General features: G+C 69.9%; 13 protein-coding genes. 5 read left to right on the forward strand and 8 right to left on the reverse strand.

Features of this window, described 5'->3' with window-relative positions:
* Positions 1-20 precede the first annotated feature (20 nt).
* Positions 21-452 (forward strand): DUF4279 domain-containing protein, encoded by a 432-nt coding sequence (locus IEY87_RS04425; RefSeq protein WP_189137321.1) that lies wholly within the window; start codon positions 21-23, stop codon positions 450-452.
* A gap of 135 nt (positions 453-587) precedes the next feature.
* Entirely contained in the window at positions 588-935 is a 348-nt protein-coding gene (locus IEY87_RS04430) for a hypothetical protein (RefSeq protein ID WP_189137138.1), read from the forward strand.
* A 152-nt stretch (positions 936-1,087) separates the two neighbouring features.
* On the opposite strand, the gene IEY87_RS04435 is transcribed toward IEY87_RS04430, so the two are convergent.
* From IEY87_RS04435 to IEY87_RS04470, 8 genes are all read right to left on the reverse strand, one after another.
* A complete protein-coding gene (locus IEY87_RS04435; protein ID WP_225278038.1) occupies positions 1,088-2,707 on the reverse strand; it encodes a serine/threonine-protein kinase in 1,620 nt (539 codons plus the stop codon).
* Positions 2,708-2,718: 11 nt separating this feature from the next.
* On the reverse strand, positions 2,719-3,360 hold the full coding sequence (locus IEY87_RS04440) for an RloB family protein (RefSeq protein ID WP_189137139.1): 642 nt from the start codon (positions 3,358-3,360) through the stop codon (positions 2,719-2,721).
* The gene (locus tag IEY87_RS04445; protein WP_189137140.1) at positions 3,344-4,603 is read right to left on the reverse strand and encodes an AAA family ATPase; all 1,260 of its coding nucleotides are present in this window, start codon (positions 4,601-4,603) and stop codon (positions 3,344-3,346) included. The genes IEY87_RS04440 and IEY87_RS04445 overlap by 17 nt, the downstream gene beginning before the upstream one ends.
* 110 nt (positions 4,604-4,713) lie before the next feature.
* Complete coding sequence (locus IEY87_RS04450) at positions 4,714-5,322, reverse strand: HAD family hydrolase (RefSeq protein WP_225278037.1); 609 nt, start codon at positions 5,320-5,322, stop codon at positions 4,714-4,716.
* A gap of 133 nt (positions 5,323-5,455) precedes the next feature.
* Positions 5,456-6,535 carry an ABC transporter ATP-binding protein gene (locus IEY87_RS04455; protein WP_189137142.1) on the reverse strand — a complete coding sequence of 360 codons (1,080 nt, stop codon included), beginning with the start codon at positions 6,533-6,535 and terminating at the stop codon, positions 5,456-5,458.
* Positions 6,532-7,386 (reverse strand): ABC transporter permease, encoded by an 855-nt coding sequence (locus IEY87_RS04460; RefSeq protein WP_189137143.1) that lies wholly within the window; start codon positions 7,384-7,386, stop codon positions 6,532-6,534. Before IEY87_RS04460 ends, IEY87_RS04455 begins: the two co-directional genes overlap by 4 nt.
* Positions 7,374-8,195 carry an ABC transporter permease gene (locus tag IEY87_RS04465; RefSeq protein WP_189137144.1) on the reverse strand — a complete coding sequence of 274 codons (822 nt, stop codon included), beginning with the start codon at positions 8,193-8,195 and terminating at the stop codon, positions 7,374-7,376. Before IEY87_RS04465 ends, IEY87_RS04460 begins: the two co-directional genes overlap by 13 nt.
* The gene (locus tag IEY87_RS04470) at positions 8,192-9,232 is read right to left on the reverse strand and encodes an ABC transporter substrate-binding protein (protein WP_225278036.1); all 1,041 of its coding nucleotides are present in this window, start codon (positions 9,230-9,232) and stop codon (positions 8,192-8,194) included. Before IEY87_RS04470 ends, IEY87_RS04465 begins: the two co-directional genes overlap by 4 nt.
* A gap of 221 nt (positions 9,233-9,453) precedes the next feature.
* Here IEY87_RS04470 and IEY87_RS04475 point away from each other — a divergent pair, with 221 nt between their 5' ends.
* The 3 genes from IEY87_RS04475 (at position 9,454) to IEY87_RS04485 (ending at position 14,213) form a co-directional block, all read left to right on the forward strand.
* Complete coding sequence (locus IEY87_RS04475) at positions 9,454-10,200, forward strand: GntR family transcriptional regulator (protein ID WP_189137146.1); 747 nt, start codon at positions 9,454-9,456, stop codon at positions 10,198-10,200.
* 81 nt (positions 10,201-10,281) lie between these two features.
* Complete coding sequence (locus tag IEY87_RS04480; RefSeq protein WP_189137147.1) at positions 10,282-10,548, forward strand: DUF6504 family protein; 267 nt, start codon at positions 10,282-10,284, stop codon at positions 10,546-10,548.
* Entirely contained in the window at positions 10,548-14,213 is a 3,666-nt protein-coding gene (locus tag IEY87_RS04485) for a DNA polymerase III subunit alpha (protein ID WP_189137323.1), read from the forward strand. Before IEY87_RS04480 ends, IEY87_RS04485 begins: the two co-directional genes overlap by 1 nt.
* Positions 14,214-14,228 lie beyond the last annotated feature (15 nt).

Consider the following 14,228-nt stretch of genomic DNA (forward strand, 5'->3'; position numbering starts at 1 on the left):
TTCCGGTGAGCGCATTTCGTATGTACCTCAGGGTAGTCAGCGAGTCTTTGCAGCCGGAGGAAATCACCAGGAGCTTGGGGGCGGAGCCCGACGAGTCGACGTCGATCGGAAGCCGCTGGCGTCCTCAATCGCCTCCACGATCGCGTGCGACCTGGATTCGGCATGCCGGCGCGGTGGGAGGCGGAGCGAGACCGGAGGATCTGGAACCGGTGGTCCTCGGATGGGGGACGGATCTAGCCGACGCCCTCGGACGACTCGTAGACTCCGGGGAAGTGGCCGTTTCTCTGGAGATTGTTCAGAAGATCAGAGACCCGGACGATCCGCAGCAGAAAGGTATCTTCCTCGGGGCTGACCTGCTGGCCTGGTTGGGTGCGGCCAGGGCATCGCTCGACATCGATCAGTATGTCTATCACGAGTGCGGCGATGAATCGGACGACGCAGTTTCACGGTGATCGGCCGGTATCGTAAGGAGTTCGGGTCGACATTGTGTCGGTAAGCAGGCAGCGCCGACTCGTGTGTGCTCGTTCTCGTCAGCTTCTATCTGGATAAGATGATGCTCTGTGCGAAGAAGATGATGGCGAGGATTTATGGCCAGTGAGTCGGATATCCAGAGAAGGATCGGTGGCGCCACCGTCCTCTTCATCGGAGTTGGGCAAGAGCCGGAAGAGGCATCGAATTTGGATCTGATCCTGACGCTGGAGGACGGATCGCGATGGAGTGCGACGGTTCTCACCATGGCTGCGATCAATGACATCTGGGAACGGTGGGAGATGTCAGGAGAGTGCTTCAACGGCAGATACTTCAACTGCCCCGATCTCTTACTTGTGCGAGAAGCCGGAATCGACAGTATCTGCGAGGTCCTGGAAAACATCCTGGCTACGGGAGGGCCAGTAGGGGACCTGGTGCGCCTGGAAGACGATGACGAGATCGTTTGACCGCCCGAGAGGCTCGCGCGCCGGTCGCCGGTGAGGCATCAAGGGCGTCCGGCCCGCCGCTGATCGAGACCGAATGCGCGTCAGGACCGTCCGCCTCAGGCGTCGAGGAAGCCGGCTGGCCGCGAACCGCCGGACCTGAGCCGCCGGATTCCCTACTGCTGCTCCCGAGCCCCTCGCAACTCGAAGTCATCCCAGGTGGTCTTCAAAATCGACTCGCTGTCCTTGGGCGTACGGGTGAACAACCCCACCCCGCCGTTACCGATCCCATTGGGGTCGTCTGCCCGCTGCACCTGCTCCCCGTTCACCCACATGGTCAACCGCACAGCTGACCCCGTCTGCTCACAGGCGGCCTCAATCCGGACTTTCCCCTTCAACTCCCCGACCTTGACCGGCTGGGTGAGCGTCCCGCCCGACCCCCCATAGATCCGCCGAATGCGAGCATTACCCCCGGTGTCCAGCCCGAATTCGTAATAACTCTTGTCATCCGCCGCGTGACAGTAAACGCCGTACTCCCCGGACCCCGTAACCTGCTGCACCTCGGCACTGACCGCCACGAGCACCGTCTCCGGCAGCATCGGCGTAGGCGTGGCGGACGGCTCGGGCGTGGTGGTGGGCTTCTTGACCAGGAACGGGATGGCGGCCTCCGCCCAGCGCTCCTCGGTGTCCGGCTCCACGTCCAGCCCGTACGTGCCGTCGGTGCGGTAGCCGTAGCTGGAGGAGGCGTTCGGGTCGTACGTGCCGTTCCAGCCGCCGGTGGTCTGGGTGAAATCCTCCCGGTAGAGGACGGCGAGGTCGGGCGGCCCTCCGGAGGACAGCATCGCCCAGGCCGTCGTGGCGACGGCCACGACGACGGCCGTCGCCACCGCGATCCCCGCGAAGAGCCTGCCCCGGTGCTTGCGCGGCGCCGCCCCCTCGAACAGCGGCGTGGTCGCCTTCTGCCAGGCCACCTGCACCGTCTGGGCGGCCTGCTCGGGTGCCGCCGACCGCCCCACGAGATGGTCGAGCAGCTGCTGCGCGGTCGGCCGCATGGCCGGGTCCTTGCGCAGCGCCGCCATGACGAGCTCCCGCAGCCCAGGCTCGACGTCGTCCAGGTTCGGCTCGGTGTTGAGCACCTGGTACACGATCGCCGGCAGCGTCTCCCCGGGGAACGGCGAGCGCCCGCTGGCGGCGTACGCGATCAGACACCCCCACGAGAACACGTCGCAAGCGGGCGATACCGGCTCCCCGCGCAGCACCTCGGGAGCCATGTACCGGGGTGTCCCGATGAGCTCGCCGGTGCCGGTGACGCCGCCGAGAGTGTCGAGCGCCCGCGCGATGCCGAAGTCGATCACCCGCGGCCCGACGGGGGAGAGCAGCACGTTGGACGGCTTCAGATCGCGGTGCACCACCCCGGCGCCGTGGATCGCGATGAGCGCCGTGGCCACGCTGACGGCCAGCGCGTCCAGACTCGACCCGCGTAACGGCCCTGACTGCTGTACGGCCTGCTCAAGATTAGGACCTGGTACGTACTCCGTGACGACGTAGAGCTGACTCCCGTCGAGCGCGGCCTCCAGCACCGCGGCCGTACAGAACCGCCGCACCCGCCGCGCGGCGTCGGCCTCCCTGCGAAAACGCATGCGAAACTGCTCATGCTGGCTGAACTCCGGATTGATCACCTTGATCGCGACCTGTTGCCCGGAGGAGTCCTCGGCGAGATGAACCGTGCCCATCCCACCCTGGCCCAGCACTCGCAGCAGCCTGTAGCGCCCGATGTGGGATGTTTCACCGCTCACGGCGCGCAAGCTTACCTATTTCTGCCTGCCTGACGTATGGCCTCGACAATCAGCCAAGCGTTGGTTGACGGATTCCGCCCCTTGCGGTTGGCCTCGCAGTGATCGGGATCCGCCCGCTGAGCGCGTTCGCGGGCGAGCTCGTGGTCGGCGAAGGGGAAGTCCCGTCCCAGGTGCTTGTCGTACCCCTTGATGTGTTTCTTGAGCTTGCGGCTGATCTGATCGGAGTCGCACGCTGCAGTGCACGTCTCGAAGTGATACAGGATCCACAGCTCGAAGCACGGGTGGGAGACCGCCAGGTGCACCTGGCCCTTGCGCGCGGTGCTCATGGCTTGGTCGAGGGTGCTGTGGTCGTCCACATCGACCACACACCAGACTTCGTCGTAGGCGAGGTTGGCGTCGCGCTGACCGCGTGCCTCCTTGTCCTTCTTGTCACGCTCACGGATGGCATAGGCCACCAGGGAACCGGGGTCCCGGCCCAGGCCGATGACCTTGCAGGCTCGGATCTCAACGGGCAGGGACCGGAAGTGGTCGCGGATCCCTTCGAAGTACTCGACCTCGGTGACCTGGCCTTCGCAGACGATGAGGACACGCTTTCGCGGCGTGCGGCGACCGGTGGGACGGTCAAGGCGCTGGGGGCTACGCCTGTGGCTCACGTGTTGCTTCGTCCCTTTCGCGGAAGACTTCGCGGATGCTGTCGAAGTTGAGGTACGGAACCGCGCCGTAGCGGCCCTGAAGGTAGCCGCGTTCGACGTTCTCGTCGCGCCGGGGATGGAATTCGGCGAGAGCGTAGAGGCTGGTGGCGCCGGAGTCGTCCTTCTCGGTGAACCAGACCTCGTCCCTGGCCATGATCTCGTTGTCGAGCATCGAGCCCAGCAGGGTCGTGTCGTGCGAGGCGAAGATCAGCTGAGCGCCTCGCTTGTTGATCACCGGGTCTCTGAACATCCGGATGAGGCTGGAGCTGAGGAGAGGGTGCAGGCTGGAGTCGATCTCGTCCGTGACGAGCACGGCGTCTCCGCGCAGGGTGATGAGGGCGTGGCCGAGCAGGGAGAGCCAGGCTCTGGTGCCCGCGCTCTCCGCCTCCAGGCTGAGGGGCACGCCGCCGGACGTTCTACGCAGGACGACCTGGGCGCGGACCGCTCTCAGCACCGCTGCGGACTCGGTGGGATCGTCCGGCGTCGGGTCGTTCGGTCTCTCCATGACCTCGGCCCGCTCCACGCCGAGATCCGCCAGTCGCAGCAGCTTGTTGAGGGCCGGGGCGAAATCCGTCTCGTTCAGCAGGAACTTCGTGAGGTGGAGGCGCAGCTTCTCGTCCTCCTCGCCATGCTGGGCGAACATCACCTTGTTGATCAGGTCGGCGTACAGAGCGCCCAGCAGCGGATGGTTGTTGGACGCTGCGGCGGACAGGTAGAGCGAGTTGGGCCGGGTGAGCCGGCGAATGCGCTGGTTCTCGCCGGTGAGAGCGCGGCCGAAGGTGATCTCCTCGGCGCCCGATCGTTCGAACAGCTTCTTCTTGCGGCCGTGTGGGAACGTGTAGAGCCACTCGCCCAGGATCTGCGTGTCGTCGACCTCGAAGCCGTACGAATAGCGTGCGTCCTTGTGCAGGAAGTCCAGCTCGAAGAACGACGCGGCCGCCCGCCCGGCGTCTGAGAGCTTGAACGGCTGCCGGGGCACTCCGCCGACCGGTTCCCATTGGGTGTGGGACGAGCGGATCGCGTCGCTCATCCACATCAGCGCGCTGAGGACGTTGGACTTGCCGGAGGCGTTCGCCCCGTAGATGCCGGCGACCCGGACCGTGTCGAGCTCCGTGGTCTCGCCGCGGCGCGGCACGGCGACGAGGGAGAGGGTCTGCTCGTCGCGGATGGACCGATGGTTGGCCACTCTGAAGCGCAACAGCACGACGATCTTCTCCTCATCCGCCAGCCTGCGGTCAGGCTACACTTTCGCGCCTTCTTATGAAGAGATTCCCCCACAGAGGCTTTGAAAGCGCTTCAGGCGGACGCTGACCGTCAGGCGTGGCGGATGTCGCGGAGGGTTGGCAGGCCGTGTTTCGGGTGGACCACCAGGACGCGGCAGCCTGCTGACGTGGCGGCGGTGACGCCTGTGGGGCTGTCCTCGATGGCCACGCAGTGGCTCGGGTCGGCGCCGAGCCGTCGCGCCGCCTCCAGATAAGGGTCTGGGTACGGCTTGCCGCGCGTGGTGTCCTCAGCCGCGACGACCTGGGCGAAACGGTGCCCGAGTCTCGGCAGCACCAGGTCGACGATGCTGCGCGGGGAGGCGCTGACCAGGGCGGTGGGCAGGCGGGCGGCGGCGAGCTCGTGCAGCAGGGCCGTGGCGCCCGGTATGAGCTCCACGCCCTGCTCGACGCGCTGGGCGAACGACTCGGTGAGGAGGCGGATCAGGTCGGCGGCAGGCTGGGCGGGCGTAGCGCGTTCAGGGAAGTGAGGGGGCGGGGTGGCGGCCAGGAGGTGGGCGGCCGTGTCCTCGACCGTGCGGCCGAGGACGTGCGGGGTGTCGGCGGGGCCCAGTTCGACGCCGAGCGTGCGCGCCACCGACACCGTGGCCTGCCACCAGTGCGGCTCGCTGTCCACCAGGGTGCCGTCCAGGTCGAACAGCACCGCCTGCAGAGCCCAGGACGACCCTGCAGGCGGCCCGTCGAACCGCGGTCCTCCGGCGGACCCATCAGAAGGCGGGCCATCCGGCATTTCAGGCGGCCCGGGGAAATCGCCAGGTGGCTTGTCGGGTGGTAGGTCAGACGGCATCGGCGGGTTCGGTGACGGGGGCGGGGACCGTGACCGTGCGGGGGGCCACCAGGACCGGTCGTTCCACCAGGCGCACCGTGACCCGGGTGCCGGCGGCGAGCCGTACCGCCTCGTGGCCCGGCACGTCGGCGAGGACCTCGCCGCCCGCCAGGGCCAGCCGCAGCCGGACGGACGAGCCGCGGAACGACGCGACCAGCACCTCGGCCTCGCCGTCCTCGGCGGGGGTGACCTGTACGGCCTCGGGGCGGATGAGGACGTCCACTTCGGGGCTGTCGGGGGAGGGCCCGTCGATGGGCAGGGTGTGGCCGAGGACCGTGACGGTGCCCTCCGGCGAGGCTTGACCGACCAGGTGGTTCATGGTGCCGACGAACTCGGCCACGAACGGCGTGGCGGGCCGGTCGTACACCTCGGCGGGCGCCCCCACCTGCTCCAGCCGCCCGTCGCGCAGCACCGCGACCCGGTCGGCGATCGACAGGGCCTCCTCCTGGTCGTGGGTGACGAAGATGGTGGTGATGCCGAGGTCGAGCTGGAGGCGGCGGATCTCCTCCCGCAGCGCGACCCGTACCTTCGCGTCGAGCGCGGACAGCGGCTCGTCGAGCAGCAGCACGCGCGGCTCCAGGGCGAGCGCGCGGGCCAGCGCGACGCGCTGCTGCTGGCCGCCGGAGAGCTGGTGCGGGAAGCGGTCGGCGTGCGTGGGCAGGCCGACGAGCTCCAGCAGCTCGTCCGCCTTGGCCCGCCGCACCGCCACCGGCACCCGGCGGACCCGCAGGCCGAAGGCGACGTTGTCGCGGGCGTTCAGGTTGGGGAAGAGCGAGTACGACTGGAAGACCATGCCGGCGTCGCGCTTGTTGGCGGGCACGTCGGTGATGTCCTTGCCGTCGACGAGCACGGCTCCGGAGTCGGGCCGTTCGAACCCGGCCACGCACCGCAGCGCCGTGGTCTTGCCGCAGCCCGACGGGCCGAGCAGCGCCACGAACTCGCCGGGCTCGATGGTCAGGTCGAGGCCGTCCAGCGCGACCGTCTTGCCGAAGATCCGCCGCAGGTCGCGGAACTCCACCTTGGACGTCATTTCTTCTCCCTACCGAAAGCGCTGGAGACCGCGAGCAGCAGCAGCCAGATGAGCAGCAGGCTGAGGATGGAGACCGCGACCGACACCTGACCCCGGGAGCCGGAGATCGTCACGATCCACACCGCGAACGGCTGATAGCCGAGCAGCCTGGCCACGGTGAACTCGCCGAAGACCAGGGCGAGCGTCAGGAACGAGGCGCTGGCCAGGGCCGAGCGCAGATTGGGCACGATCACCCGCAGCAGCACGTACGGCCACGAAGCCCCCAGGTTGCGGGCGGCCTCCACGAGCGTGCGCACGTCCATGGTGCGCAGCCCGGCGTCCAGCGACCGGTAGACGAACGGCAACACCAGCACGACGTACGCCAGCACCAGCACGATCGGGAAGGCCGGGTCCTGGACCGCGATGAGCGTGGCCCAGAACGGGGTCGGCGCGAGCACCTCGGCCCCGGTGCGCAGCGAGGTGCCGAGCCCGGCCACGAACGTGATCGGCGGCACCACCAGCGGCAGCGTGCACAGCACCTCCATCACCGGCCGCAGCCGCGGCGCGCTGAGCCGTACGGCCAGCATCGCCGGGAGCGTCAGCAGCAGGACCAGCACGATGGTGGCGAGCCCGAGCCCCAGGGAGAGCGCCAGGCTGGCGGCGAAGCCCTCGGCCGTGAGCAGCTCGCCGTAGGCCTCGAACGACACGCCGGTGGTGGGGGTGTAGATGGTGTACCAGAGGGAGGCGCCGAGGGGCACCAGGAAGTAGAGCGCGGCCAGCAGGAGCACGACCGCCCGCCAGACCCTGGGCCGGGCGGGCGGCCCGGCCGACGGCACGACCAGCGGCTGCTCCAGGCCCGTCACCGCAGCCATCGGGTGCTCCTTCTCTGCAGTGGCAGGTAGACGGCCATCACCAGGCCGGCGATCACGATCATGTTGAGGCTGAGCGCGAGCGCGACGTTCTCCTGGCCGATGAGCACGTCACTGGTCAGCGCGTTCGCGATCTTGAGCGTGACCAGCGGCACGACGGTGCCCGCGCCCATGGCCGCCGCCGTGGCGTAGGCGGCGAACGCCCCGCCGAACAGCAGCACCACGCCGCCGAGCAGGGCCGGCGTCAGCACGGGCAGGCCGACGTAGCGCCAGTAGTGCCAGGAGGTGGCGCCGTTGTTGGCCGCCGCCTCCCGCCACTGCGGCCGCAGCCCGTCCAGCGCCGGTGCCATGACCAGCACCATCAGCGGGACCGAGAAGTACAGGTAGACGACGACCAGGCCCCAGAAGGTGTACAGGGCGCCGGTGGGCAGCCCCAGCAGCCCGCTGACCACGCCGGAGTTGCCCAGCGTGGCCACCCAGAAGAAGGCCAGCGGGACGCCGCCGAAGTTGGCCAGCACGCCGGACGCCGTCAGCACCGAGTGCCGCAGCGCCGCGAACCTGGAGGTGACCACGGCGTAGGCGAGGAACGTGCCGAGCACGGCCCCGAGCAGCGCCACCACGGCCGACACCTGGACGCTGCCGGCGATCGAGGTGAGGTTGCCGCCCTCCAGGCTCTGGCGCATGTTGGCCAGCGTCGGCTCGCCCCGCGAGGTGAAGGCGCCCACCAGCAGGGCCACCAGGGGGAGGCCGAAGACGAAGGCGTAGAAGGCGAGCAGGGGCAGCGCGCCGAGCCACCCCTTGGGCCGCCTCATCCGGAGATCGCGGCGTCCCAGCCGCCGGCCAGCTTGGCCTTGGCCGCGTCGACCTGCTCGCTCGTGGGGAAGGTGGGCGTGCCGTCCACCTTGGGCAGCGCCTCGGCCGCGGCCTTGTCCACGGTGCCGTCGGCCTCCATCACGGGCAGCAGGACCGGCCTGGCGAAGCCCTTCAGGTAGAGGTTCTGGCCTTCGGCGCTGTAGAGGTATTCCTGCCACAGGCGGGCCGCCGCCGGGTGCGGGGCGTCCTTGTTGATCGCCTGGGCGTACATCTGGAAGTACTTGCCGTCGCTGGGGATGTTGACCTGCCAGTCGAGGCCCTTGGCGGCCATCTGGGGGGCGTAGGCGGCGTTGTTGTAGTCCCAGTCGATGCTGATCTGGGTCTCGCCCTTCTCGATGGTCGCCGGGGTGGTCTCGACCGGGTTGAAGTTGCCCGCGTCCTTCAGCTTCTTGAAGAAGTCCAGGCCGGGCTGGATGTCGTCGAAGGAGCCGCCGCTGGCGATCGAGGCGGCGTAGACGCCGGCGAAGGCCGAGCCGGACTTGGTCGGGTTGCCGTTCAGCGCGACCTTGCCCTTGTACTCCGGCTTGAGCAGGTCGGCGAAGCTCGTCGGGCAGGCGCTGATCTTCTTGGCGTCGCAGCCGATCGAGATGTAGCCGCCGTAGTCGTTGGTCCAGAGCCCGGTGGGCTCCTTCTGGCCTTCGGGGATCTTGTCGAAGGTCTGCACCTTGTACGGCGCGAACAGGCCCTCGGTGGCACCGCTGATCGCGAAGGACTGGCCGAGGTCGAGCACGTCGGGGGCGCGGTCCTGGCCCTTGCGGGTCTTGACGGCGTTGATCTCGTCGGCGCTGGCCGCGTCCGGGTCCTCGCTCTCGATCTTGATGCCGTACTTCGCCTCGAACGCCTTGATGATCTCGCCGTAGTTGGCCCAGTCGGGCGGCAGCGCGATGACGTGGAGATTGCCCTCCTTCTTGGCCGCCTCGACCAGCTTGTCGAGGCCGCCGAAGTCGGCGGCGGAGGTCGCGGTGCTCGCGTTCACGCCGCCTTCCGTGGTCGACGCCTGCTGAGCTGATGGCGCGGCGCCGCACGCCGCGGTAACAACGGTCAGGGCAGCGATGACGCCTGCCACACGAGCGCGAGGTGTGAACACGTGGGCCTCCACTCCGGGGGTGTGGGAAGAATTTAAGGGAACTTGTACAAACAAGCGAGCCCTAGTAAGTCGCATATACATTGCTCTTTTGTGAACTGGGAGGGTCGTAGATGGTTGCGCGCTATGAACGGATAGCCGATGAGCTGCGCGACGAGATCCTCACCGGTGTCCACCCGGTCGGCGCGCAGCTCCCCTCCGAGGCCGAGCTGGCCGAACGGCACCGCGCGGCCCGGGGGACCGTGCGGCAGGCGGTCGCCGTCCTGGTGGCCGAGGGCCTGGTCGGATCGCGGCAGGGAGCCAGGCGCATCGTGCTCGGCAACGCGCGCAGCCAGAGCTTCGCCGAGCTGCACAGCTTCGCCCAGTGGGCGCGCGCCAACGGCTACCGGTTCGAGGGTCAGGTGATCCGCCAGCACCGCCGGCCGCCGAGCGCCGCCGAGGCCGCCAGGCTCGGCCCGCAGGAGGTGCTCGACGTGCTGCGGCTGCGGTCGCTGGAGGGCGAGCCGGTGCTGCTGGAGCGGACGGCGTACGCGCACTGGATCGCCCCGGCGGTCGAGGCGCTGCCGCCGGAGTGCGAGTCGGTCACCGAGGCGCTCTACGACTCGGCCGGCCTGGTGTTCGCCTACGGCGAGCATCTCATCGACGCGGTCTCGGCGGGCGCGCAGGACGCCCGCTTGCTCGGGGTACGGCGCGGCAGCCCCCTGCTGCGCCAGCGCCGGGCCACCACCACCTACGAGGGCCGGCCCGTGGAGTGCTCCGACGACCGTTACCGGGCGGGCAGCGTGGCCTTCAGCATCCGCAACTCGCTGGGCGCCAACTCGCTCGTCCGGCGGGCGGGCGACTTGCACTTCGGGGCGTAAGAACATATGTTCGATACGTAGCAAGCACCCGTCTTCCCCCGGGTGGCTCAGCATCCGACCAGAGCCGCGGGGAGAAGCGTCTTGAGCAGACTCTATGGCGATCCGATAGAGGTGTGGACCAGGGACGGGGAGCCGACCCAGTTCGTCTGGCACGACCGCCTCTACCTCGTCCGCCGCGTCCTCGACCACTGGGTGGTCGCGCGCGAGTGGTGGAAGACCAGCGAGGGGGATCCCGGTGAGCGCCGGTTCTGGCGGGTCGAGGCCAGCCCGGGGCGCGAGGTCGGCTCGTACGAGCTGAGGTTCGACACCGCCGGCAGTGGCTGGCTGCTCATGAGGGCGTGGGACTGATGGCGCCGCCCTTCCCGCACCTGAACGTGAGCTCCGCGTACTCGATGCGCTACGGCACCGCCTTCCCGCGAGGGCTGGTGGCGCGGGCGGCCGAGCACGGCATGGACATCCTGGCGCTGACCGACCGCGACGGGCTGTACGGCGCGGTCAAGCACGCGCAGGCGTGCGCGGACGCGGGGATCTCCCCGGTGTACGGCGTGAACTTCGCCCTCGCCGACCCAGATCCCGGCCATGGACGGCGCTCCGGGACGGCCCCCGGCCCCGGTCGCTGGTCGCGCTCCGACCCGGACCCCGGCTCGCGGCGGCCGCGGACCGGGCCCGGCGCTCAGGACCGGGTCACGGTGCTGGCCCGTTCGCGCGGCTGGTCCCGCCTGGTCCGCCTGGTCACGGCCGCCCACTACGCGGGCGAGCGCGGCGAGCCGCGGGTGACCCGCGAGCTGATCGGCGACTGGGACGCCGACGGCGACGGGGGACTGGTGGTGCTGCTCGGCCCCCGCTCCGACGTGGGGCGCGCGGTGGCCGCCAGGCGCGACGACCGGGCCAGGATGCTGCTCGGCCTGTGGCGTTCGGTGCTGCCCGGCGTGGTGGTGGAGCTGGTCGACCAGTACGGCTTCCACGACGCCACCACGGCCCTGCGCATGCTCCGCCTGGCCGAGTCCGCGGGCGTGCCGGCCGTGCTCACCAACGCCGTCAGATACCTGGACCCGGCCGACCACCAGGTCGGCGACGTGCTCGACGCGGCCCGCCAGCTCGTCCCGCTGCACCCGCGCCACCTGGAGCGCACCACCTCGCACGCCTACCTCAAGAGCGGCAAGGAGATGTGGCAGGTGGCCGCCAAGATCTGCGGCGCCGACGAGAGCCGGATCGGCCGCCTGCTGCACACCACACGGCAGCTCGCCGAGACCTGCGCGCTCGACCCGGCGGAGCTGCTCGCGCTGCGCAAGGACCCGCCGGACCTGCACCTGCCGGAGGTCGGCCGCGACCCGGTGCCGCTGCTGCGCCACCGGGTCGAGGACGGGCTGGCCGCACGCGGCCTGGCCCGCTCCCGCGACGCCAGGCAGCGCCTCGGCGCCGAGCTGGACATCATCGAGCGCAAGCGCCTGTCCGGCTACTTCATCGCCGTGGCCGGCATCACCGACATGATCCGCGAGATGGGCATCCGCTGCGCGATCCGCGGCTCGGGAGCGGGCAGCCTGGTCAACTACCTCATCGGCATCGGCGAGGTGAACCCGCTCGACCACGGCCTGCTCATGGAGCGCTTCCTGTCCGAAGGGCGCATCGGGCTGCCGGACATCGACATGGACGTGGAGTCCGCGCGCCGGCTCGACTGCTACAAAGCGATCTTCGACCGGTACGGCGAGTCGCGGGTCGCCTGCGTGTCCATGATGGAGACCTACCGGGCCCGCAGCGCCATCCGCGACGTGGCCGGGGCCATGGGGCTGCCGCCGCACGAGATCGACGCCATCGCCAAGGCGTTCCCGCACATCAGGGCCAGGCAGATCACCGCCTCGCTGAGCGACCTGCCCGAGCTGCGCGAGAGCCGGCTCGGCGAGGCCGGGCTCGACCGGGTGTTCCGGCTGGCGGAGAAGCTCGACGGGCTGCCCCGGCACATCGCGCTGCACCCGTGCGGTGTGCTGATCGGCAACTCCGGGCTGCGCGACCGCACCCCCGTCGAACGCAGCCTGCTGGACTTCCCGATGTCGCAGTTCGACAAGGACGACGTGGAGGAGTCCGGGCTGCTCAAGCTCGACGTGCTCGGCGTGCGGATGCAGTCCGCGCTGGCCTACGCGCTGACCGAGATCGAGCGGGTGGACGACGTGCGGGTCGAGCTCGACGGCCGGCCCGGCGCCGACCCCGGCGTCCAGTACGTCCCGCACGACGACCAGGCGACGTACGACATGATCTGCTCCGGCCGTACCCTCGGCTGCTTCCAGATCGAGTCGCCGGGCCAGCGGGAGCTGGTCGCGAAGCTGGAGCCGCGTACGATGCACGACCTGATCGTGGACATCTCCCTGTTCCGGCCGGGGCCGGTCAACTCCGACATGGTCACCCCTTACCTGGAGGCCCGGCATGGGTGGCGGAAGCCGTACTATCCGCATGAGAAGCTGCACGGCGCGCTGAAGGAGACGCACGGCGTCGTGGTCTTCCACGAGCAGGTGCTCAGGATCATCGAGGTGATGACGGGCCGGGACCTGTCGTTCGCCGAGTCGCTGCGGCGCGCGCTCGGCACCCCGGAGGGCCGTGACCGGGTGCGCAAGCACTTCGTGCCGCTGGCCAAGGCGAACGGGTTCGGCGACGAGGCCGTGGAGCGGGCCTGGAAGGTGCTCGACGCGTTCGGCGGGTTCGGGTTCTGCAAGGCGCACGCGGCGGCGTTCGCGCTGCCCACCTACCAGTCGGCCTGGCTCAAACGGCACCACGCGGCCGCGTTCTTCGCCGGGGTGCTGACGCACGACCCCGGCATGTACCCGCCGCGCGTCATCATCGACGAGGCCAGGCAGTGCGGGGTGGAGATCCTCCCGCTGGATGTGAACAAGTCCGCCAAGGACTGGCGGGTGGAGCGGCTCGGCCCGCGCGTCCAGGTCCGGGTCGACCCCGCCGGGCTGGGCGAGGCCGACCTGCCCAGGCGGCTCAGGGACTTCCGCCTCTCCGAGATCGGCAAGGGGTACGCGCTGCGGGTGCCGTTCTCGGCGATCAAGGGGGTGAGCGAGGCGGAGGTGGAACGCATGGTGGCGGGCCGGCCGTACACCTCGCTCGCGGACTTCTGGGACCGGGCCCGCCCCTCCCGGCCCACCCTGGAACGCATCGTCCAGGTCGGCGGCCTGGACGCGCTGCACCATCTGCGGCCCGGCGGCGGCGACCGCTGGCGGCCCGGCGAGCTGACCCGGCGCGACCTGATCGCCCAGGTCGGCGTGCTGGAGCGGGCCTCCGCCAGCGGCGTCCAGTCAGGACCGCGCACTTCCAGGCGCTACACCCCGAAGCCGGTCCAGGACCGCCGCCAGGCCGCCGTGCAGCTGCCGCTGGGGTTCGCCGAGCACATCGCGCCGGGTGAGCTGCCGGAGATGACGGAGACGGAGATGGTCGAGGCCGAGCTGGAGATCCTCGGCATGGACATCAGCCGGCACGTCGTCAGCTTCCACGACGAGCTGCTCGACGTGCTCGGCGTGACCCGCGCCAAGGACCTCCTCGACCTGCGCAACGGCGCCGACGTACTGGTGGCGGGGGTCAAGGTGGCCACCCAGACGCCCGCCATCCGCTCCGGCCAGCGGATCATCTTCGCCACCCTCGACGACTCGACCGGGCCGGTGGACCTGACCTTCTTCGAGTCGGTGCAGGGCCGGTGCGCGTCCACGGTGTTCGGCTCGTGGCTCCTGGTCGCCAGGGGAGTGGTCCGGCGCACCGGCACCCGCGCGGTCTCCATCCGCGCCCTGGACTGCTGGAACCTGGTGGACCTCGACGCGGTGTGGCGCTCACGCGGCGCCGACGCGGCCCGCGCCCTCCTCACCGCGCCCCCCGCCGACGGCGGCCCCGTGGGCGGACGCGCCATCGAGTACGCCAACGGCTTCAGACTCTCGCCCTACTCCGACCTCAGCGGCCCGGCCCTCACCACCCCACCCCGCGCCCTCTGGCACGCCAGCCAGGGCAGCTCCGGCCCCACCGCGGCCTGAGGGGCTTCGAGGTGG

Source organism: Nonomuraea glycinis (assembly GCF_014646515.1).
Classification (GTDB): domain Bacteria; phylum Actinomycetota; class Actinomycetes; order Streptosporangiales; family Streptosporangiaceae; genus Nonomuraea; species Nonomuraea glycinis.